The sequence below is a fragment of the Phenylobacterium sp. genome, assembly GCF_031412415.1.
In the GTDB taxonomy this organism is placed as follows: Bacteria; Pseudomonadota; Alphaproteobacteria; order Caulobacterales; family Caulobacteraceae; genus Phenylobacterium.
The window spans coordinates 1-18,760 of record NZ_JANOCX010000103.1 but is presented as its reverse complement, the minus strand read 5'-3'; the positions used below and the strand labels follow the sequence as shown (position 1 = coordinate 18,760).

Here is an 18,760-nt window from a genome sequence, read left to right as displayed (position 1 = left end):
CCTGTGGGGAGGTGCTCAAGTTGGGGGCGGGGGGCGCGTGGGGGTCGCGCCGCCCGGAAGGAAGGTTCGCCTAGCTGGGGGGAGGATCAGGCGGCCTTTTCACCTTCAATGAGGTTGGGCTGAACCGAGGTGGAGATCTCGATCCGGCGGGGTTTCAGGGCTTCCGGCAGCTCGCGCTTCAGCGAGATGGAGAGCAGACCGTCGGCGAGCGCGGCCTCGGTGACCACCACATAGTCGGCCAGTTGGAACCGGCGCTCGAAGTTGCGCTCGGCCAGACCACGGTGGAGATACTTGCGCTGGTCGTCGTTGGCGGCCTTGCGGCCCTGGACGGTCAGGAGGTTTTCCTTGACCTCGATGTTCAGTTCTTCAGGACGAAAGCCGGCGACGGCGATCTCGACGCGGTAGGCGTTCTCGTCGGTGCGCTCGATATTGTAGGGCGGATAGCCGGCGGCCGCGTCGACGCGGGCGGTTTCCAGCAGGTCGGCGACGCGATCGAAGCCGACGACCGAACGATAGAGCGGGGAGAAGTCGATGGTGCGCATGTTGAGCCTTCTTCAATAAGCAAGGTTGCGTTGTTGTCGGACGGCGCGCGAGCCAAGTTGGCCTCGTGCATTGCCCGGAAGGCCCGGGTGTCCAGCGCCTTCGAGTGCTTAGGTGGGACGTGCGAATTCAGGTTCAAGGGGCGCCGTGCAAGACGTCTTGCCAGGGCCGCGCGGCGCTCTAGGCTCGCGCCTAATCCGCAACCAGCCGAGGCCGTCCACCATGTCCACTCGTCGATTTGTCCTGCTCGCCGCCGGCGCCCTGATCGCGCTCGCCCAACCCGCAGCCGCGGCGGAGGACAAGGCCCTGAAGGCCGCCGTCGCCGGCGCCCAACGCAGCGACGCCCACAAGGCCCGCGACGCCGCGCGCCATCCCTACGAAACCCTGGCGTTCTGGGGTGTGAAGCCGAAGCAGACGATCATCGAAGTCTCGCCCGGCTCCGGCTACTGGACCGAGATCCTTGGTCCCTACGCCAAGGCCACCGGCGGGGCCTACATCGCCACCGCCGCCGATCTAGCCAACCCCAAGATGACCGACGCCGGCCGCAAGAACCGCGCGGACTTCGAGGCCAAGTACGCCGACGAGGCGAAGTTCGGGAAGATCACCTATGTCGGGTTCGGCCCGGTGTCGGGCCCGCTGGGCGCCCCGGGCTCGGCCGACATGGTCATCACCGCCCGCAACATCCACAACTGGATGTGGACCGACGGCGTGCTGGACAAGGCGATGAAGGATTTCGCGGCGGTCCTCAAGAAGGGCGGCGTCCTGGCCGTCGAAGAGCACCGCGCCGACCCCACTCGCGCCCAGATCGGCGACGCGCGCGACGGCTATGTCGACACCGCCAATGTGATCGCCGCGGCGGAGAAGGCCGGCTTTAAGCTGGCGGCCAAGTCCGAAGTCAACGCGAACCCCAAGGACACCAAGGACCATCCCTTCGGCGTCTGGACCCTGCCGCCCTCCCGTTGGACCGTCCAGGGCGGACGCAGCCAGGACCCCGCCTTCGACCGCGCCAAGTATGACGCCATCGGCGAAAGCGACCGGATGACCCTGCGTTTCGTGAAGAAGTAGCCACGCTTTGACCACCGTCTCGGGTCAGTCTAACCCGGACGGTGGTTCCTCAGGTGAGGCGTGATCCCTTGATGTCAGCGGCCCCGCTTTCGCGCCGAAGCGTCTTACTGAGCGGGCTGGCCCTGGCGTCGTGCAGACCCAAGGCCACCACGCCGCCAGCCGCGCCGGCCAAGGGCGCCATGAGCCTTCGCGACGCCGTGGACGGAAGCTGGCGCCCGGCGGCCGACAAGGCCCGCGACCCCTGGCGGCATCCCCTGGAAAGCCTCGAGTTCTGGGGCCTGAAGCCCGGCCAGACGGTGGTCGAGTTCTGGCCAGGCGCGGGCTGGTACACCGACATCCTCGCCCCCTATCTGGCCGCCAACGACGGCAAGCTGATCGCGGCCAATCTCCAGCCCACCGACCCGGCCGCCATCGAGATCGTCGAGGCCTTCCGTCGTAAGCTGCAGGCCAACCGCAAGCTCTACGGCGCCGTGGAGATCACCGCTTTCGGCGCGACCAGCGGCCCCGTGGCGCCGGCCGCAACCGCCGACCTGGTGCTGTTCCTGCGCAACCTGCACAACTGGATGGCGGCCGGCGTGGTGGAAAAAGCCTTCCGCGACGCCTTCGCCGCGCTGAAGCCCGGCGGCGTCCTGGGCGTCGAGGAACATCGCGCCGCGCCGGGCGGGGTGCAGGACGCGCTGGCCGCCGATGGCTATGTCGACCAGGCCTATGCCGTTCGGCTGGCCCAGGAGGCGGGGTTCATCCTGAACAAGGCCAGCGAGATCAACGCCAACGATAAGGATAGCCGGGACCATCCGTTCGGCGTCTGGACCCTGCCGCCAATCCGTCTGACCGCCCCGCGCGGCGAGCCGGACGATCTGGGCTTCGACCGCGCCAAGTACGACGAGATCGGCGAGAGCGACCGGATGACGCTGCGGTTCGTCAAGCCCGCCTGAGGCCCTAGAGCTGCGTCTTGTAGCTCTCGATGATGACGTCTTCGCTGACCGGCGGCTTGCCCATGTTGAGTTGGTCCATGACCATCTCGCTGAGGGAGGGCAGGGCGCTGCGCTCGACCTGGGCCTCGGAATCCCAGAGGCGGCCGCGCATGATCGCCTTGGGGCAGTGGAAGAAGGCCTCCTCGACCGCGATGCTGATCACCAGGCGCGGGGTCTTCCCGAACTCCACGAACTGGCCCAGCAGATCGGGGTCGTCCGTCGCGCTGACCTGGCCGTTGACCCGGAACACGTCGTCGAAGCCGGGGATCATGAACATCATGCCGATGCGGCCCGGGCCGCCCAGCAGGTTGCGCAGCGTGTCGAGCCGGTTGTTTCCGGGCCGATCGGGCAGGAACAGGGTCGCGCCGTCCTCGCTGACGTGGACGAAGCCCGGTTCGCCGCCGCGCGGCGACACGTCGATGGCCCCGTCCGGGCCCGCCGAACTGACCACGCAGAACGGCGAGAGCGCGATGAAGCTCTTGCCATGCTTGTCCACGTGGGGGAGCGCCTTGTCGAGGACGAGCTTGCCCGGCGGCCGATAGATCCGGTCCAGATCGGCGAGGTCCAGGGTCTTCATGTTGGCGCTCCACTTGCGAGACGTTCGCAAATATGCGCCAAACGAAACCAGCTGTCACGCGCCAGATGAACGCAAGCTCGCGCGGCGGGTCAGAAATGGGCCATCTTGTGCGGGCAAAAGCTCCGCGTCGCTTCATCTCAAAGGCCAGGCATGCTTCGCACGACCCTTTTCGCCGCGCTCGCGGCCGCCGCCGTCGCCGCTCCGGCGCTGGCCCAGGATGGCATGATCCTGCCGGGCTACTGGGAGGTGACCAACAAGGTCAGCGCCGTGGTCAGCCAGACCAAGAAAGAGAACCGCTGCATCACCCCGTCGGAGGTGGAGAAGTTCATGATGGGGCCGTCCAACCGGCACTATAAGTGCAACTACCCCACGCGGGTTTTCAAGAACGGCAAGATCACGCTGAAGGGCAAGTGCGCCACCAAGAACGGCCACACCGCCTTGCTGGAAGCGACGGGTTCATACTCGCCCACGACCTTCAAGATGGTCGCCGATATCGACACCACCTGGTCGGGTCTGGCGATCAGCGGCAAGGCCACGACCGACGCCAAGCGGGTCTCCGAGACCTGCCCCGCCCCGGCGCCGGCCAAGGCCGACTGATCGGCGGGCGCCGCGCGGCAATTGCGCCGGAACTCCAGCGGCGCCGTTTACTTGCCGGGCGCGAGAGGCGAAGGTGCCGGTCACTTTGGCGTGAGACCCCCGCATGGCGACCCTTCAGGAACTGACGCAGCGCGTGAAGGACGCCGTCGGCGAGGACGCCGGCCTGGGCAAGACCTTCAAGATCGACCTGCGCGGCGAAGGGTTCATCCATATCGACGGCGGCGTGGTCACCAATGACGACAAGCCCGCCGACCTGACCGTATCGGTCAAGCACGCCGATCTGGAGGCCATGGGCCGTCGCCAGCTGGACCCCATGACCGCGGTCATGACCGGCCGGCTCAAGTTGTCCGACACGGGTCTGGCCATGTCCCTGCAGCCGCAGATGCAAGCATTGTTCTCCAAGCTGGGATGACACGCCGGTGACCGCTCCCCTCATCTCGATCCCATCGGCGCCGATCCCCTCCGGCGGCGAGGCTGACTGGTTCACCGGCGCGGGCGGCGTGCGGCTGCGCGCGGCGCTGTTCCCGGCCAAGGGCGCGGCGGTCGGCTCGATCGTCCTGAGCGGCGGCCGCACCGAGCCGATCGAGAAGTATTTCGAGGTGGTGGAGGACCTGACCGCGCGCGGCTTCGTGGTCCTGGTCCATGATTGGCGCGGCCAGGGCCTGTCGCATCGCGACCTTCCCGATCGCCTGGCCGGTCACGCCAGCGGCTATCAATCTTTCTTGCGAGACTATGAGGCGCTGCTGGCGGCCTATGGCGCGCGGTTGCCCAAGCCCTGGTACGCCATAGGCCACTCCATGGGCGGCTGCCTGACCCTGTTGGCCCTGGCCAAGGGCCAGGCAAAGCACTTCGAAGGCGCGGTGCTGTCGGCGCCCATGCTCGGCATCCGAACCGGCGGCATACCGCCGCTGGCCGCCCGCGCCATGGCTGGACTCAACGTCCTGCTCGGCCGTAGCGGCCAGTACGCTCGGCCCGCGGGTCCGCCCGAGACCTTCGAGACCAACGTCCTGACGCACGACCGCACCCGCTGGGCGCGGAGCCAGGCCCAGGTCGCGGCCCATCCCGATCTGGCCCTTGCGGGACCGACCTGGGGCTGGCTCGATTTCGCTCTGACAGCCACCGCCTATCTCGCTCAGCCGGCGAACTTGAAAAGCGTCACGATTCCCGTCGTCATCTGCTCGGCGGAACAAGACAAGCTTGTCGACAACCAAGCGCAAAAGGCCGTCGCGGCGAACCTGCCAAAGGGCGAGTTCATTGATGTGCCGGGCGCGTACCACGAAATCCTGATGGAGACGGACACCATGCGGAACATCTTCTTGCGAGCGCTCGACGCTCTGACGGGGAAGAAGCCTGCCCCCGCCGCCGCGCCGCCGCCGGCGCACGCCACCACGCCGACGCCGGTGCCGGAGCTCTCCCCAGCTCCGAAGCCCGCGCCCGCTCCGGCGCCCGAGGCGGTCGTAGCTCCGCCGGCCCCGGTCCTCGCTCCGGCCCCGAAGCCTGCCGCGAAGGACGCGCCCAAGCCGGCGGCGAAAAAGGCGCCGGCCAAGGCCGCCGCGGCGAAACCCGCTGCGAAGGCTCCGGCCGCCAAGCCCGCCGTGGCGAAAGCTGCGCCCGCCGCGAAGCCCGCGGCCAAGGTCGCCAAGGCAGCGCCTGCGAAGCCGATCGCCGTGAAGGCGCCCGCCAAGGTCGCCGCGCCCAAGGCCGCCGCGCCCAAGGCCGCCGTCCCCGCCAAAAAGGTCGCTGCGAAGCCCGCCGCTCCGAAGGCGGCCAAGCCTGCCGCCAAACCGCCCGCGAAGCCGGCCCCAAAGTCTGCTCCGAAAGCCGTCGCCGCGAAGCCTGCCGCCGTCTCCAAGGCGCCCGCACCCGCCAAGAAGCCCGCCGTCGCCGCGAAGCCAGCCGCGGCCAAGGCGCCTGCCGCCAAGAAGCCCGCGCCGAAGAAGTAGCTATTTCGCCGAACGCCGCAGGGCGACCAGGGCCTCGTCCAGGCAGGCCCGGTCGCCGGCGATGACGATCTGTCCGCCGTGCTGGCCGACAGGCGCGCCGCGCCAGTCGGTGACCAAGCCACCGGCCCCCTCGATCAGGGGGATGGCGCTTTCGATGTCCCAGGATTTCAGCCCGGCCTCGATGACCATGTCCATCGTGCCGGCCGCGACCATGGCGTAGGCGTAGGCGTCGCAGCCCAGCCGCGCGAGCTTGGCGGCGGCGCGCACCTGGGTCCAGGCGCCCAGCTCCGGCCCGTCGAAACAGCCCTCCGGATCGGTGGTGGCGATGATGGCGTCGGTCAGCTTGGGACAGGGCCGCACCCGCAACGGCCGGCTGGTTCCCCGCGCCATCAGCCGCGATCCCCCGGCATGGCCGATATAGAGCTCGTCCAGATAGGGCTGGCCGATGGAGCCCAGGACGGGCTTCCCATGATGTCGCAGGCCGATCAGCGTGCACCAAAGCGGCAGCCCGGCGATGAAGGCCCGCGTCCCGTCGACAGGGTCCAGCACCCAGACGAACTCGGCGTCCGGGCGGTCTTCGCCGTACTCTTCGCCGATCACCCCGTGGTCGGGATAGCGCTGCGAGATCAACTTCCGGATGGCGGCCTCCGCGCCCTTGTCGGCGGCGGTGACGGGATCGAAGCCCTTGGGCCCGCCCTTGTCCTCAAGGCCGTGGTCGGCCCGGAAGAGCGGCGCGATGGCCGCGGCCGAGGTGGCGTTCAGTTCGATGAGGAAGCTTTCCAGCTCGGAAAGACGGCCGGCGGCGAGGATGGAGTCGGGCATGGCTCCCGCTGTACCCCGCCGCCGGTCCCCGCGAAATCCCCCCCAGAGCTTTCGCGGGTCGCCAATGTCGTTGGGCTCAGGCGATGGGATGATCGCCGTTGAGCGACTTGGCGAGGTCTAGCAGGCGGCGGCGCGGACGCTCGCCGAGTTGGTAGTAGGCGCGGATCAGGTCGAGAGTTTCCTTGCGGGCGAACATCTCGCCGCCAGCTTCACCTTCGCCCGCGGTCTCGCGCTGAGCGGCTTCGGCGAAACCGTCATAGAAGTAGCCGACCGGCACTTCCAGGGCCTCGGAGAGCTGCCACAGACGGGCCGCGGAGATGCGGTTGGCGCCGCACTCGTACTTCTGGATCTGCTGGAACCGCACGCCGCAGGCGCCGGCTAGCTGCTGTTGGGTCAGGCCGAGCAGCCGACGGCGGCGGCGCAGGCGCTTGCCCAGATGAACGTCGATATTGTTGCCCATGGGTTCCATCGCCCCCTCGCATTCAAGTCGCGCCGTCTCAAAACGAAACGGCTCGAGGGGAATTCCGCAAATCGCGCGCCAAGCGAGCGGGGTTCGCGTTGCACGGAGGGGAACGACGCGACTACTAAAGGGGCATGACGCAGGGCGGACCGTCCCGGATGCAGGACTTTCTTTGGCGCCTCGAGGCCGTCGCCTTCGACGCGGTGATCCTGCTCGCCAGGGTCCTGCCGGTCGACCTGGTGTCGGACTTCGGCGCTTGGTTTTTCAAGACCTTAGGCCCGCTCACCGGCGCCCACCGGGTGGCCGAGGTCAACCTGCGGATCGTCTTCCCGCAGGCCTCCGACGGCGAGATCGCCCGCCTGCTCCGCGCCCAGTGGGACAACACCGGGCGAACCTTCCTCGAACTGCTGATCATGGACCGGATCATCGGCGACCCAGACCGGGTGGAGGTTGTAAACGCCGGTCGCCTGGACGAGATCGCCGCCCGGCAGGAGCCCGTTGTGTTCGTTTCGGGCCACTTCGCCAATTTCGAGGTGATGCCCGCGGTGATCGTGAATTCGCCCGTGGTCAGCCAGATCACCTATCGGGCCATGAACAATCCGCATGTGGAACAGCGGGTGCGAGACTATCGGTTCCGCTATGGGGTTCGGTATTTCGCGCCCAAGGGCGGCGACGGCGCGCGCGAACTCTTGGCAGCGCTGGGCCGGGGCGAGTCCGTGGCGCTGATGAACGATCAGAAGTTCAACGGCGGGGTGGCCGCCCCGTTCTTCGGCCTGACCGTCCACACCGCTCCCGGCCCCTCGCGCCTGGCCCTTCGCTTCGACACCGTGCTTCAGCCCATGTCGGTGCAGCGTAGACGCAAGGCCCGGTTCCGCGTGGTGGTCCACGAGCCCATCGCGCTGACCAAGACCGGCGACATGGCCGCCGACATCGAGGCCGGCGTGCGCAAGGTCAACGCCTTCATCGAGGCCCAGGTCCTGGAGCGCCCCGCCGAGTGGTTCTGGACCCACCGCCGCTGGCCCAGCGAGATCTACAAGCGCGTGCGGTGAGCGGTCTCGAGGGCTACTCGCGGAATAGCTCGCTGCCGCGCGGCTTTCCGATATTGGCGATGGCCGCGCCCCCTTGCTGCACGGCCCCCGACAGCCCGGCGTCGGAGTCGATCCGGCGCTCTTCCTCGGCCGCCGCCGCCGGGTCGGTCGACGCGTCGGTCGGGGTCAACGAGGGTCGCGTCTCCGTTTGATCCTTCGGAACGGCTTCGGCCTTACCGTCCTGCTGATGTTCCGACATGGCGCCTCTCCTTGCGTGATCACCTCACCATCAAGAGCATTCGCCACCCTTCGGTTCCGCTGCGCGTTTGGTGTCCGGACAAGGCCATCGGCGTCCGGACAAGAGTTCGCTTGGAGCGCCCGCCCCGGGTGTTCGACAGAGTGTGCGAGGCCTCTCTCGATGGGCCTCGGTGAGTGCAAGTTCCATGACGACCTCGACCCCCGAACCCGCCAAGCCTTCAGTCATGGCGGAGATCGTCGACACCGCCAGGACCGTGGCCTACGCCCTGTTGATCGCTCTGGTCCTGCGCGTCTTCCTGTTCCAGCCCTATACGATCCCGTCGGCGTCGATGGAGCCGGCCCTGCTGGTCGGCGACTACATCGTGGTCTCCAAGTTCGACTACGGTTGGAGCCGGCACTCGGTCCCGTTCAGCCCGCCCCTGCCGCACGGCCGCCTGATGGGCCGTGCGCCGGAACGCGGCGACGTGGTGGTGTTCCAACTCCCTCGCGACGAGAGCGTCGCCTACATCAAGCGAGTGATCGGCCTGCCGGGCGATCGGGTGCAGGTGATCGGCGGCGTGGTCTTCGTCAACGGCCGGGCCATACCCCGTGCGCCGATCGGTCCGATCCAGGACCCGGGCGACCCGCAGGTCACCGTCGTGCAGGAGCGCGAGACCAAACCGAACGGCCAGACCTACACGACCTTCGACCGCGGCTCGGGGCATGAGGGCGATGACACTGAGGTCTATATCGTGCCCGCCGACCACTACTTCGTCATGGGCGACAACCGCGATAACTCCCTCGACAGCCGCTGGCCCAGCGCGATCGGGGTCGGGTTGGTCCCGGCCGACAACCTGGCGGGCAAGGCGCGGTTCGTCATGCTGTCCTGGCGCGACGGCGCGTCGCTGTTCAAGCCCTGGACCTGGGTGACCCGGTTCCAGCCGGATCGCGCGTTACTTGGAATCACTTGAGGCCCCCGTAGCGGGCCTGTTGGTACTCGGCCCGGCTGATCAGGCCGTCGCTGTTAAGGTCCAGGAGTTCGAACTCAACGTGCGAGCTGGGACGGGCCAGGGAGGGCAGGGCGACAGCGCCGAGCGCCGCGGCGATCAAGGCGCCGATCACCAGACGCCCACGACGGCGTGAGCGGGATGCGGCGGCTTCGCCGTCCAGGTGCTGGTCGATGAGGGCGCGCAGGGTGTCGCTGGCCGAGCGTCCGTCATCGCGACACCGGGCCATGAAGGCCGTTTTGGTCGGATAAGGAATGCGGATCTCGAGGGACTCGCTCTTCTTCAGCGTCTTGGGCCCGGACATCGGTCGCCGAAAGCCTCTTGCGCGGCGGGGCGCCGCAGGAAGGCGAGTCAAACCCAAACCACGCCGCGGCGACAGCGAAATCGTGTCCGGACGCCGCGGGGCCCATCTCTAGGCCGGCGCCTGGGCGCCCACCATCAGCATCGGATCCATGTGCCGGTCGCGCCATGTCATGCGCCAGCAGAGGTGCGGCCCGGTCGCGCGACCGGTCGCGCCGACCGCGCCCAGCAGCTCGCCTTGGCGCAGGACCTGACCGCGCAGGACGTCGATGCGCGACAGGTGCAGATAGGCGCTGACCAGACCCTGGCCGTGGTCGATCAGGATCAGGCCGCCTTCGTACAGCAGGCCGTTCTCGGCCAGGGTCACCACGCCACCCGCGGGCGCATGAACCGGTGTCCCACGCGGCGCCGCGAGGTCCAGTCCATAATGAGGGCGACGCGGGACGCCGCCGTAGATCCGCTGGCCGCCGAACCGGCCCGAGACTCGACGATAGGTCAGCGGGACCATGAAGCCAGTGGTGAAGTCCTCGCGGTCGGCGCGGCTGTCCAGAGCCTCGCGCTTGCGGCGGGTCTCCCAGGCGATGCGGGCCTCCAGCTCGGGGCTGGCCGTTCCACGGCCGCGCCCGCCAAGGCCGCGGATGTGCTGGATGTCGTAGTGCGCGGGCGCGATTTGCAGCACCTGGACGCTTTCGCCGCCGGGCGCCACGACCCGCACCATGGCGTCGGGCAGGGCGTCGCGGTCGAAGCCGATCACGAAAGCCCCGCTGGCCGAGGCTCGTGTCACCTCCTGGCCGTCGAGGAACACCTGGGCGTCGGGCGCGGTGCGGCCCAGGGCGAACCCGCCCTGCCGATAACGGCCGCGGAGCTCAAGCCTTGGCGGGGCGCTGTAGGCCGGGCCGACCAGGGCGAAGGTGGCGATCCCCGTCAGCGCGGCGCGGCGATTCAGGGGTTCAGTTCCTTCCAGCGCGCCGTCGCCTCGGCCGGCGTGGCGTAGGCCTCCTGCAGCGCGGGGTTCCAGTAGCGCAGCGCCTCCACCGGAATCTTGGCCTTGGTCACGGCGCACAACACGAAGCGGCCGGGCTTGAGGACGACGAACTCGCCGTCGCCGTAGTGCAACACGGCGAGGTCGGCCGGCTGTCCGGCAAGGTCACGATCATGGGCGTTCATGAGAGTCAGTCTAACGCTGGACAGCCGTTTAGAACAGATCGCCCTGCGGCGAAGGCGTGGCGGGGAGCTTGGCGGCGCGCAAGGGTTTGGTCGGCAGGGCCGTGGCGGCGGGCGTCCCGTCGATGGTCGCCTCGCGGCTCTGATCGGCGAACACCAGACGGACGCCCTCACCGCTCAGCAGCGATGCGCCCTCGCGCACCAGCGAGCCGTCGGCGCGGTGCACACGGGCGAAGCCGCGTTTCAGCGGTGCGCTGGGATCGACGGAGGCATGCAGTTTGGCGAGGCTGGTCAGCCGCTCCGTCGCCCTTTGCAGACCACGATCCATGGCGGGTTGCAGGCGGACGGCGACCCGCGACAACGCGTCGGCCTGAAGCTGCTGCGGGCGTTGCAGCAGGCTGGGCGTCAGTCGGGCGGCGACGCGGGCCAGCTCGGTTCGATGCAGGGTGACGTTCCGGTCAAGACTGGCCGCCAGACGCTCGCCCACGCTTTTGACCCTGTCGGCCTGGACACGCTGCGGGCGCTGCAGGAGACCCGGCGACAGGCGCGAGGACACACGCACGAGCTGCGTGTGATGAGCCGCGACATTGCGTGACAGACCCGCGCCTAGGCGGCTGGCGGCCAGGTTGAAGCGCTGGGCGGCCATCTCCACCAGGTCGGGCACGCGGGCCAGGGCGCGGCCGGCGTTCTCCACCCGGCCTCGACGATCCTCGACCGCGCGGCCGCCGCCGCGGTGCAGGCGGGCCGACAGGTCGGCGATCGCGGCGCGCAGCTCGGCCAGCACCGGCGTCGCCATCTCCGCCGCCGCCGTGGGGGTCGGCGCGCGTCGGTCGGAGACGAAGTCGATCAGGGTGGTGTCGGTCTCGTGCCCCACGGCCGAGATCAGCGGGATGGTCCCCTCGAACACCGTGCGCGCCAGGGTCTCGTCGTTGAAGGCCCAGAGGTCCTCCACCGAACCCCCACCTCGGGCGACGATGATGATGTCGGGCCGTGGAACCGGGCCGCCCGGAGTTAGCGCGTTGAACCGGGCGATGGCGTTGCCGACCTGGGCCGCGGCGCTGTCGCCCTGCACCACCACCGGCCAAACGATCACCCGGCAGGGCCAGCGGTCGCGGATGCGGTGCAGGATGTCGCGGATCACGGCCCCGGTCGGGCTGGTGATCACCCCCACCACGGCGGGCATGGCGGGTAGGGGCCGTTTGGCGCCGGGCTCGAACAGCCCCTCGGCCTGCAGCTTTGCCTTCAGGCGTTCCAGTTGGGCCAGCAGGGCGCCGACCCCTGCGGCCTCCATGGTCTCGATGACGATCTGGTAGCGGGACCCGGCGGGATAGGTGGTGATCTTGCCGGTGACGATCACTTCCAGGCCCTGTTCGGGCCGGACGGAGAGATTGCGGACCGAGCCCTTCCAGACCACGCCGTCGATGGCGGCGCGCTCGTCCTTGAGCGTCAGATAGACGTGGCCGTTGGAATGGAAGGTGACCTTGGAGAGCTCGGCGCGCAGGCGCACGAAGCCATAGGCGTCCTCCAGGGTGCGCTTGAGCGCGAAGGCGAGCTCCGAGACGGAATAGGCCTGGGCGTTGGAGGCGGTGTCGACGTCGGTCATCGGGGAGGAAGGTAGCGGGGGCGGGCGCAAACCCAACCCCCTAGACTACAGTTGGCGAAAATAGGTGGGGCGCGTTCGGCGACGATACGCATCGCCCTTCAGTGTGAACGCGCCCGCGACCCATCCCCCCGGAACTTCAAGCGTGACAGCCGAAAGTAGCAGCCGGTTTCGGCGACCGTCACGCGCACGGAATGAATCCTAGATGTAGCGGCGCAGCGAGCGGGCCAGTTCGTTGGCGCCCGAGCGCTTCTTGGTCTGGGCGGGCTGGTAGGCGACCCGCGCATGTTCGAGGCAGTAGGGGCCGTCGTCCTGGCGGCGACCGCAGAAGGTGAAGCCGTCGCTGGACGGATCGCCGATCGGCCACTTGCACATGTGGGCGCCGAGGGTCAGCACCGTGGCGGTGCCGGGGGCTTCCTCGACATAGCGCACGGGCGCCGGAACCGGCAGGTTGCTCTGGGCGGCCACCGGCTCGGCCAGGCGGCGCGGCGCGGCGGGTTGAACGGCCGGACGGGCGGGACGCGGCGCCTTGAACACCGGACGCGCGGGCTTCGAGGGCGTGGCGCGACCCGACAGGCCCAGACGGTGGACCTTGCCGATCACGGCGTTGCGGGTGACCCCGCCCAATTGTTTCGCGATCTGGCTGGCCGACAGGCCGTCCTGCCAGAGCTTCTTTAGATTCTCGACGCGCTCGTCGGTCCAACCCATGTCTGGCCTCCACCCTTTAGCAAGTGTCCCGGGCGCCGCCCCCGCGGTGGTGGCCGGGATCAACATCTTGTGGCAGCACGCTCTCGCGAGCCCCATCAACTACTAGATATCGTAACCAAATCCTTAAGGGCCACAATAGGCGCCACGAGCTTAGTCCACAGGAACAAGATGTAGCGTCGTCACGCCGCACCCTTGCGATCCGCGCGCGACGGGCGCACATCGGCGCCTATGAAGGATGTTCCCGACGCCGCCGTCATTCCGCCGCTGCCGCGCGACTATCACGGCTTCAACTGGGCTGGGTTCCGGACCCTCTACCTGCGTGAGATCCGCCGGTTCTGGAAGGTGGGGATGCAGACCCTGGCCGCCCCGGTGGTCACGGCCCTGCTCTACATGATGGTCTTCGTGGTCGCTGTCCGCGGCGCGGCCCCGCCGATCCACGGGACCGCCTTCGCCACCTTCGTGGCGCCGGGCCTGATCATGATGCAGATCCTCAACAACGCCTTCGCCAATTCCTCCTCATCGCTGTTGCAGGCCAAGATGAACGGCCTGATCGGCGACTTCATGACCCCGCCCCTGACGCCGCTGGAACAGGTGGGCGCTTTCGCCCTGGGCGCCGCCACCCGCGGCATCGTGGTCGGCACGGTGACCTGGCTGGCGGTGCTGCCCTTCGCCCACCTGCCGATCGTCCACCTCTGGGCGATCCTCTACTACGGGATCGGCGCGGCCCTGATCCTGGGCTTCCTCGGCATCATGGCCGGGCTGTGGGCCGAGAAGTTCGACCACATGGCGGTGGTGACCAACTTCGTGATCATGCCCCTGACCTTCCTGTCGGGGACCTTCTATCTGGTCGACAAGCTGCCCGAGCCGTTCCGCACGGCCAGCCATTACAACCCGTTCTTCTATCTGATCGACGGCTTCCGCTACGGCTTCATCGGCCATGCGGAGGGCTCGCTGCTTGCGGGCATGGGCATGACGGCGGGCCTGGTCGCGGCCTTCGCCTTCGCCTGCCTGTGGATGTTCGAGACGGGCTACAAGCTGAAGACCTGACCCCGGCGGCGGGTCAATTGTCACCGAACCGACGATTGACAGACCGCCGTTCGAAGCCGAAAACGCCAAGCCTTCCAGTCCCCGTCGCACGAGCGGCGGGGATGCTTCCGTTTTGGAGGGTTACCCCCGTGTCCGAAAAGACCGCGCCTCAAGCCGCGACCGTTCCCGACGACCACATCATGGGCGTGTACAACCGCGCTCCGCTGGCGTTCGAACGAGGCGAGGGCGCGCGCCTGTACACCACGGACGGCGAGGAATACCTCGACTGCATGGCCGGCATCGCCACCACCGGCCTTGGCCACGCCAATCCCAAGCTGGTCCAGGCGGTGAAGGACCAGGCCGAGAAGCTCTGGCATGTGTCCAACGTCTTCACGATCCCGGGCCAGGAGAAGCTCGCCAAGGTGCTGACCGAGGCGACCGGTCTGGACGTCGCCTTCTTCACCAACTCCGGCGCCGAGGCCATCGAGTGCGCGATCAAGACCGCGCGCAAGTATCATTGGGCCAGGGGCAACACCGAGCGCATCGACATCATCGGCTTCGACGGCAGCTTCCACGGGCGCACCCTGGCGGCGGTGAACGCCTCGGGCAACGCCAGCTACCTCGAGGGCTTCGGCCCGCCCATGCCGGGCTTCGTCCAGCTTCCCTTCGACGACATCGAGGCGCTCAAGGCCGCCGTCGGCCCGACCACGGCGGCGATCATCGTCGAGCCCGTCCAGGGCGAGGGCGGCGCGCGTTCGCTGTCGGAACAGAGCCTGCAGGCCCTGCGCCGGCTGTGCGACGAGACCGGGACCTTGCTGATCCTGGACGAGATCCAGTGCGGCCTGGGTCGGACCGGCAAGCTGTTCGCCCATGAGTGGGCGGAGAATGCGCGGCCTGACATCATGGCGGTGGCCAAGGCTCTGGGCGGCGGCTTCCCGGTCGGCGCCTGCCTCGCCACGGCCGAGGCCGCGGCGGGCATGAGCGTCGGCTCGCACGGCTCGACCTATGGCGGCAACCCTCTGGCCATGGCCGTGGCGCTGGCGGCCATGGAAGAGCTGAACAGCCCCGCCCTGCTGGCCAACGTCAAGGAGGTGGCCGGCTACTTCAACCAGCAGTTCACCGGCCTGAAGGACCGCTATCCGGACGTCATCCTCGACATCCGTGGCAAGGGCCTGCTGATCGGCCTGAAGCTGGCGACGCCCAACCGCGAGTTCATGCAGCACGCCCGCGACCAGCACCTGCTGATCGCCGGCGGCGGCGACAACTGCGTCCGCCTGCTGCCGCCGCTGAACCTGACCCTCGACGAGGCCCGCGAGGCGGTCGAGCGTCTGGAACGCGCCTGCGACGCCGCCCGCGCCAAGGCGAAAGCCGCGGCCTGACATTCCAACCGCTCATCCCCCAGCCGGGGGATCCAAGCAGACAAACCGCTCGGCCCTTTCCGGGTCCGAGCGGCCTTTGGGGGTTCCAATGACCCAACCCGTAAGACACTTCGTCGACCTCTGGCGGCTCTCCGGCGCCGACCTGCGCGCCATCCTCGATGACGCCGCCGCCCGCAAGGCCGCCCGTCGCGGCTGGACCCAGGGGCGCGTCGACGCCGACGCTCCGGCCGCCGAGCGGACCCTGGCGATGATCTTCCAGAAGAACTCGACGCGGACCCGCTTCTCGTTCGACGCCGCCATGCGCCAGCTCGGCGGCGACGTGATCATTTCCACGTCCAACGACATGCAGCTGGGTCGGGGTGAAAGCATCGAGGACACCGCCAAGGTGCTCTCGCGGATGGTCGACGCCATCATGATCCGCGCCAACAGCCACGAGGACGTGGAACGGCTGGCTTACGCCTCCACCGTGCCGGTCATCAACGGCCTGTCGGACAAGGGCCATCCCTGCCAGATCCTGGCCGACCTGATGACCTTCGAGGAGCATCGCGGGCCGGTGAAGGGCAAGACCTTCGCCTGGATCGGCGACGGCAATAATGTCTGCGCCAGCTTCATCCACGCCGCGCCCAAGCTGGGCTTCCGGCTGTACATCGCCAGCCCGGCCATCTACCACCCCGACCTTATGGACCTTGCCCGGGCCGAGGGCGAGCAGGGCCAGATCATGGCCACCGACGATCCGCGCGCGGCGGTCGAAGGCGCCGACTGCGTCATGACCGACACCTGGGTCTCCATGGGCGACACCGACCACGACGAGCGCCTCGAGGCCCTCGAACCCTATCAGGTCGACGAAAACCTCATGTCCCTGGCCGCGCCGAAAAGCGTCTTCCTGCACTGCCTGCCGGCCCACCGCGGCGAGGAAGTCACCGACGCGGTCATCGACGGCCCGCGCAGCCTGATCTGGGACGAGGCCGAAAACCGCATCCACGCCCAGAAGGCGATCCTGGCTTGGTGCTTCGGCAAGATCGGCTGAGCCTTTGAGGGCGGGATAAGGGTCAAGCTCGCAAACCGGTCGCTCCCGCCCTATATCCCCGCACCATGCCGAACACGCCGCTCTCCATCGCCCCCGACGACCTCGTCGCCCCGTTCCAGATCGAGGGCGAGACCGTGCGCGGCCGCCTGGTCCGGCTGGGCCCGGCCGTCGACAAGATCCTCAAGGCCCACGCCTATCCCGAGGCTGTCGCCAACCTGCTGGGCGAGGCCTGCGCCCTGGCCGGGCTGGTGGGCTCCAACCTGAAGTTCGAGGGCCGGCTGATCGTCCAGGCCCAGGGCGACGGGCCGGTGCGCTACGTGGTCGCCGACTACGACACCTCCGGCGCGCTGCGCGGCTATTGCCGGTTCGATCCCGAGGCGGTGGCCGAGGCGACCAAGGGCTTCGCGCGCCCGGGCGCCAAGACCCTGCTGGGCGGCGGCGTCTTCATCATGACCGTCGACCAGGGCGCCGACATGGACCGCTATCAGGGCGTGACCCCCATCGAGGGGGAGACCATGGCGCTGTGCGCCGAGCAGTACTTCGCCCAGTCCGAGCAGACCCCGACCCGGGTCCGCCTGGCGGTCGGTCAGGCCGACAGTGGCGACGGTCCTATCTGGCGGGCCGGCGGCATGCTGATCCAGAACATCGCCGAGGATGAGGCGCGGGGCTCCCACGCCGAGGCGTGGCGACGGACCCAGGCCTTCTTCGAGACCATCGGCGAGGACGAGCTTCTCGACCCCACCATCTCGGCCGAAACCCTGCTGTTTCGCCTGTTCCATGAGGACGGGGTGCGAGTGTTCGAGGCCAAGCCGCTCCAGGCTTTCTGCCGCTGCTCCCAGACGCGGATCGAGGGCGTGCTGCGGTCTTTCGCCGTGGAGGAACAGGCCGACATGGTCGAGCCCGACGGCAAGATCCGGGTGACCTGCGAGTACTGCTCGACGACCTATGTCGTGGAGCCCGACGCGATCGCCGCCGCTTAGGGCCCCGCGCTCTAGGTGCGGGGCGCCAGCGGATCGCCGTTCGAGAACGCCACGCGCCAAGCCCTGACTTCGCCGACGAACAGACCCGCGGTCACCGCCGGGTCGGCGGCCATGATGGCCTTGGCCTCTTCCAGGCTCGCCGCGCGCAGCAGCACCACCCCACCGTCGACCAGGGTGGTCGCCCCTCCGGTGTCGACGGTCGGCCCGGCGGCGAGCATCCGGCCGTCGGCGTAGAGCTTGCGCATGTACGCCCCATGCGGACCCATGGGCTGGTCGCGCAACGGCTTGCCGACCAACCAGGCAGGACCGGTCTTGTACTGGATCACATAGACGGTCGGCAGAGGGGCGGCCGGCGGGCTAGCCACCTGGGCGAAGGCGGGGGTGGCCATCAGCGCGAGGGCAGAGGCCAGGATGGCGAGGTGCATGGCGAAGTTCCCAATCGGCAAAGCTGCGCCGTAGCTTCCGAGCCTGTTTGTCGGAAAGAAGGCGCGCAGCCGCGGTTGGCGGCCGTGGTGGGCCGGCGCATTGAATGTTCCTCAGCGGTGACGGCTGGCCTGGACCGGACTTCGCCGCCAAGGTGGGCGCGCGGGAGGACGGCGTGGACGATCGGCAGCTCGAAGACCTGGCGGCGGTCGCCCCGGCCGTGCTCGATGCGCTGGAGCGCCTCGGCTTCGTCGCACGCTACCTCAATCCGCCCGACCTGCCGCAGGTGCTGGAGGCGGTGGGCGCGCCGCAGGCGGGCCTCCGCGCCGCACTCGGCCGCCTGGACGACTGGCCCGAGTCCCTGGGCGGTCTGAGCGGCCCGCTGCAGGCCGCCGGCGAGGCGGCGATCCTGGCTTTCGACGATCTGCACGCCTTCGCGGGCGATCTCCGCCAGGCCTATCGCGCCCTGCGCCACGTCACCCGCGCCCAGGAGGCGCTCTATCCGCTCGCGTCGGTGCTGGCGCCGGTGAACCGCTTCTTCCTCGAACCCGCCCTGCGCGACGACGAGGACCTGCAACGCCGCCTGGCGGGCCCTCGGCGCGAGGACACAGGCCTCGCTCATATCGGCGATCCTGGCGCGCGCGGCGGCTTTTCGATGTACGTGCCCGAGACCTACACGCCGGAGACCGCCTGGCCGCTGGTGGTCGCTCTGCACGGCGGCAGCGGTAATGGCCGCGCCTTCCTCTGGAGCTGGCTGCGCGACGTCCGCGGCCATGGCGCCATCCTGATCGCGCCCACGGCGGTCGGCGACACCTGGGCCCTGACCGGCCCGGACCTCGACACACCGAACCTGCGCGGGCTGGTCGAGCGCGTGCGCGCCGGCTGGAACATCGATCCGAACCG

Annotated in this window: 23 protein-coding genes; 12 read left to right on the top strand and 11 right to left on the bottom strand. The window is 68.8% G+C overall.

From position 1 onward, the window contains the following. Positions 1–86 precede the first annotated feature (86 nt). Positions 87–542, bottom strand: a complete 456-nt coding sequence (locus RMO04_RS05415) for an Hsp20 family protein (protein ID WP_309643768.1) — start codon at positions 540–542, stop codon at positions 87–89. Between the two features lie 220 nt (positions 543–762). Between RMO04_RS05415 and RMO04_RS05410 the strand changes: the two genes are divergently transcribed. Both RMO04_RS05410 and RMO04_RS05405 read left to right on the top strand, forming a co-directional pair. After that, positions 763–1,605, top strand: a complete 843-nt coding sequence (locus RMO04_RS05410; protein ID WP_309643767.1) for a methyltransferase — start codon at positions 763–765, stop codon at positions 1,603–1,605. A 71-nt stretch (positions 1,606–1,676) separates the two neighbouring features. Then, positions 1,677–2,540, top strand: coding sequence for a methyltransferase (locus tag RMO04_RS05405; protein ID WP_309643770.1), 864 nt, complete (start codon positions 1,677–1,679; stop codon positions 2,538–2,540). Between the two features lie 4 nt (positions 2,541–2,544). Here RMO04_RS05405 and RMO04_RS05400 read toward each other — a convergent pair whose 3' ends face one another. Then, entirely contained in the window at positions 2,545–3,156 is a 612-nt protein-coding gene (locus RMO04_RS05400; protein WP_309643766.1) for an MSMEG_1061 family FMN-dependent PPOX-type flavoprotein, read from the bottom strand. Positions 3,157–3,306: 150 nt separating this feature from the next. On the opposite strand from RMO04_RS05400, the gene RMO04_RS05395 reads away from it, so the two are divergent. The 3 genes from RMO04_RS05395 (at position 3,307) to RMO04_RS05385 (ending at position 5,696) form a co-directional block, all read left to right on the top strand. Beyond that, positions 3,307–3,753 carry a DUF3617 family protein gene (locus RMO04_RS05395; RefSeq protein ID WP_309643765.1) on the top strand — a complete coding sequence of 149 codons (447 nt, stop codon included), beginning with the start codon at positions 3,307–3,309 and terminating at the stop codon, positions 3,751–3,753. A gap of 103 nt (positions 3,754–3,856) precedes the next feature. Beyond that, a complete protein-coding gene (locus tag RMO04_RS05390) occupies positions 3,857–4,165 on the top strand; it encodes an SCP2 sterol-binding domain-containing protein (protein ID WP_309643764.1) in 309 nt (102 codons plus the stop codon). 7 nt (positions 4,166–4,172) lie between these two features. Continuing rightward, positions 4,173–5,696: an alpha/beta hydrolase gene (locus RMO04_RS05385; protein WP_309643763.1), complete on the top strand. Its 1,524-nt coding sequence runs from the start codon at positions 4,173–4,175 to the stop codon at positions 5,694–5,696. Here RMO04_RS05385 and hisN read toward each other — a convergent pair whose 3' ends face one another. Together hisN and RMO04_RS05375 are read right to left on the bottom strand one after the other, a co-directional pair. Next, complete coding sequence (gene hisN, locus RMO04_RS05380) at positions 5,697–6,518, bottom strand: histidinol-phosphatase (RefSeq protein WP_309643762.1); 822 nt, start codon at positions 6,516–6,518, stop codon at positions 5,697–5,699. Positions 6,519–6,594: 76 nt separating this feature from the next. Then, positions 6,595–6,987, bottom strand: coding sequence for a helix-turn-helix domain-containing protein (locus tag RMO04_RS05375; RefSeq protein WP_254835948.1), 393 nt, complete (start codon positions 6,985–6,987; stop codon positions 6,595–6,597). 149 nt (positions 6,988–7,136) lie between these two features. Here RMO04_RS05375 and RMO04_RS05370 point away from each other — a divergent pair, with 149 nt between their 5' ends. Further along, a complete protein-coding gene (locus tag RMO04_RS05370; protein WP_309643761.1) occupies positions 7,137–8,027 on the top strand; it encodes a lysophospholipid acyltransferase family protein in 891 nt (296 codons plus the stop codon). 13 nt (positions 8,028–8,040) lie between these two features. On the opposite strand, the gene RMO04_RS05365 is transcribed toward RMO04_RS05370, so the two are convergent. Then, the gene (locus RMO04_RS05365; protein ID WP_309643760.1) at positions 8,041–8,265 is read right to left on the bottom strand and encodes a hypothetical protein; all 225 of its coding nucleotides are present in this window, start codon (positions 8,263–8,265) and stop codon (positions 8,041–8,043) included. Between the two features lie 184 nt (positions 8,266–8,449). On the opposite strand from RMO04_RS05365, the gene lepB reads away from it, so the two are divergent. Further along, on the top strand, positions 8,450–9,214 hold the full coding sequence (lepB, locus tag RMO04_RS05360) for a signal peptidase I (RefSeq protein ID WP_309643759.1): 765 nt from the start codon (positions 8,450–8,452) through the stop codon (positions 9,212–9,214). Here the strand turns inward: lepB and RMO04_RS05355 are convergent. The 5 genes from RMO04_RS05355 to RMO04_RS05335 form a co-directional block, all read right to left on the bottom strand. After that, entirely contained in the window at positions 9,207–9,554 is a 348-nt protein-coding gene (locus RMO04_RS05355; protein WP_309643758.1) for a hypothetical protein, read from the bottom strand. The two genes, lepB and RMO04_RS05355, sit on opposite strands and share 8 nt — an antisense overlap. Positions 9,555–9,662: 108 nt before the next feature. Next, positions 9,663–10,355, bottom strand: a complete 693-nt coding sequence (locus RMO04_RS05350) for a M23 family metallopeptidase (protein WP_309643757.1) — start codon at positions 10,353–10,355, stop codon at positions 9,663–9,665. 137 nt (positions 10,356–10,492) lie between these two features. Further along, the gene (locus RMO04_RS05345; RefSeq protein WP_309643756.1) at positions 10,493–10,717 is read right to left on the bottom strand and encodes a DUF2093 domain-containing protein; all 225 of its coding nucleotides are present in this window, start codon (positions 10,715–10,717) and stop codon (positions 10,493–10,495) included. Positions 10,718–10,745: 28 nt separating this feature from the next. Continuing rightward, positions 10,746–12,317: an exodeoxyribonuclease VII large subunit gene (xseA, locus tag RMO04_RS05340; protein ID WP_309643755.1), complete on the bottom strand. Its 1,572-nt coding sequence runs from the start codon at positions 12,315–12,317 to the stop codon at positions 10,746–10,748. A gap of 198 nt (positions 12,318–12,515) precedes the next feature. Then, positions 12,516–13,022, bottom strand: a complete 507-nt coding sequence (locus RMO04_RS05335) for a GcrA family cell cycle regulator (RefSeq protein ID WP_309643754.1) — start codon at positions 13,020–13,022, stop codon at positions 12,516–12,518. Positions 13,023–13,250: 228 nt separating this feature from the next. Here RMO04_RS05335 and RMO04_RS05330 point away from each other — a divergent pair, with 228 nt between their 5' ends. The 4 genes from RMO04_RS05330 to RMO04_RS05315 all read left to right on the top strand — a co-directional run bounded on the left by RMO04_RS05330 (position 13,251) and on the right by RMO04_RS05315 (position 17,434). Further along, positions 13,251–14,069: an ABC transporter permease gene (locus RMO04_RS05330; protein ID WP_309643753.1), complete on the top strand. Its 819-nt coding sequence runs from the start codon at positions 13,251–13,253 to the stop codon at positions 14,067–14,069. A 179-nt stretch (positions 14,070–14,248) separates the two neighbouring features. Further along, complete coding sequence (locus RMO04_RS05325) at positions 14,249–15,427, top strand: aspartate aminotransferase family protein (RefSeq protein ID WP_309643769.1); 1,179 nt, start codon at positions 14,249–14,251, stop codon at positions 15,425–15,427. Between the two features lie 88 nt (positions 15,428–15,515). Beyond that, positions 15,516–16,454, top strand: coding sequence for an ornithine carbamoyltransferase (gene argF / locus RMO04_RS05320; protein WP_309643752.1), 939 nt, complete (start codon positions 15,516–15,518; stop codon positions 16,452–16,454). Between the two features lie 65 nt (positions 16,455–16,519). Further along, positions 16,520–17,434, top strand: coding sequence for an Hsp33 family molecular chaperone (locus tag RMO04_RS05315; RefSeq protein ID WP_309643751.1), 915 nt, complete (start codon positions 16,520–16,522; stop codon positions 17,432–17,434). An 11-nt stretch (positions 17,435–17,445) separates the two neighbouring features. Here the strand turns inward: RMO04_RS05315 and RMO04_RS05310 are convergent, their stop codons facing one another. Next, positions 17,446–17,859 (bottom strand): YciI family protein, encoded by a 414-nt coding sequence (locus tag RMO04_RS05310; protein WP_309643750.1) that lies wholly within the window; start codon positions 17,857–17,859, stop codon positions 17,446–17,448. 104 nt (positions 17,860–17,963) lie between these two features. On the opposite strand from RMO04_RS05310, the gene RMO04_RS05305 reads away from it, so the two are divergent. Further along, positions 17,964–18,760, top strand: a 797-nt coding sequence (locus RMO04_RS05305) for a hypothetical protein (RefSeq protein ID WP_309643749.1), incomplete at its 3' end; no start/stop codon positions are given.

Coding starts and splice junctions, on each gene's coding strand:
- RMO04_RS05370 (WP_309643761.1), top strand. CDS start 7,137: ATGCAGGACTTTCTTTGGCGCCTCGAGGCCGTCGCCTTCGACGCGGTG.
- RMO04_RS05410 (WP_309643767.1), top strand. CDS start 763: ATGTCCACTCGTCGATTTGTCCTGCTCGCCGCCGGCGCCCTGATCGCG.
- RMO04_RS05330 (WP_309643753.1), top strand. CDS start 13,251: ATGAAGGATGTTCCCGACGCCGCCGTCATTCCGCCGCTGCCGCGCGAC.
- RMO04_RS05395 (WP_309643765.1), top strand. CDS start 3,307: ATGCTTCGCACGACCCTTTTCGCCGCGCTCGCGGCCGCCGCCGTCGCC.
- RMO04_RS05365 (WP_309643760.1), bottom strand. CDS start 8,265: ATGTCGGAACATCAGCAGGACGGTAAGGCCGAAGCCGTTCCGAAGGAT.
- RMO04_RS05345 (WP_309643756.1), bottom strand. CDS start 10,717: ATGAACGCCCATGATCGTGACCTTGCCGGACAGCCGGCCGACCTCGCC.
- RMO04_RS05355 (WP_309643758.1), bottom strand. CDS start 9,554: ATGTCCGGGCCCAAGACGCTGAAGAAGAGCGAGTCCCTCGAGATCCGC.
- xseA (WP_309643755.1), bottom strand. CDS start 12,317: ATGACCGACGTCGACACCGCCTCCAACGCCCAGGCCTATTCCGTCTCG.
- RMO04_RS05325 (WP_309643769.1), top strand. CDS start 14,249: ATGGGCGTGTACAACCGCGCTCCGCTGGCGTTCGAACGAGGCGAGGGC.
- RMO04_RS05405 (WP_309643770.1), top strand. CDS start 1,677: ATGTCAGCGGCCCCGCTTTCGCGCCGAAGCGTCTTACTGAGCGGGCTG.
- hisN (WP_309643762.1), bottom strand. CDS start 6,518: ATGCCCGACTCCATCCTCGCCGCCGGCCGTCTTTCCGAGCTGGAAAGC.
- RMO04_RS05375 (WP_254835948.1), bottom strand. CDS start 6,987: ATGGAACCCATGGGCAACAATATCGACGTTCATCTGGGCAAGCGCCTG.
- RMO04_RS05335 (WP_309643754.1), bottom strand. CDS start 13,022: ATGGGTTGGACCGACGAGCGCGTCGAGAATCTAAAGAAGCTCTGGCAG.
- RMO04_RS05315 (WP_309643751.1), top strand. CDS start 16,520: ATGCCGAACACGCCGCTCTCCATCGCCCCCGACGACCTCGTCGCCCCG.
- RMO04_RS05310 (WP_309643750.1), bottom strand. CDS start 17,859: ATGCACCTCGCCATCCTGGCCTCTGCCCTCGCGCTGATGGCCACCCCC.
- argF (WP_309643752.1), top strand. CDS start 15,516: ATGACCCAACCCGTAAGACACTTCGTCGACCTCTGGCGGCTCTCCGGC.
- RMO04_RS05400 (WP_309643766.1), bottom strand. CDS start 3,156: ATGAAGACCCTGGACCTCGCCGATCTGGACCGGATCTATCGGCCGCCG.
- RMO04_RS05390 (WP_309643764.1), top strand. CDS start 3,857: ATGGCGACCCTTCAGGAACTGACGCAGCGCGTGAAGGACGCCGTCGGC.
- RMO04_RS05415 (WP_309643768.1), bottom strand. CDS start 542: ATGCGCACCATCGACTTCTCCCCGCTCTATCGTTCGGTCGTCGGCTTC.
- lepB (WP_309643759.1), top strand. CDS start 8,450: ATGACGACCTCGACCCCCGAACCCGCCAAGCCTTCAGTCATGGCGGAG.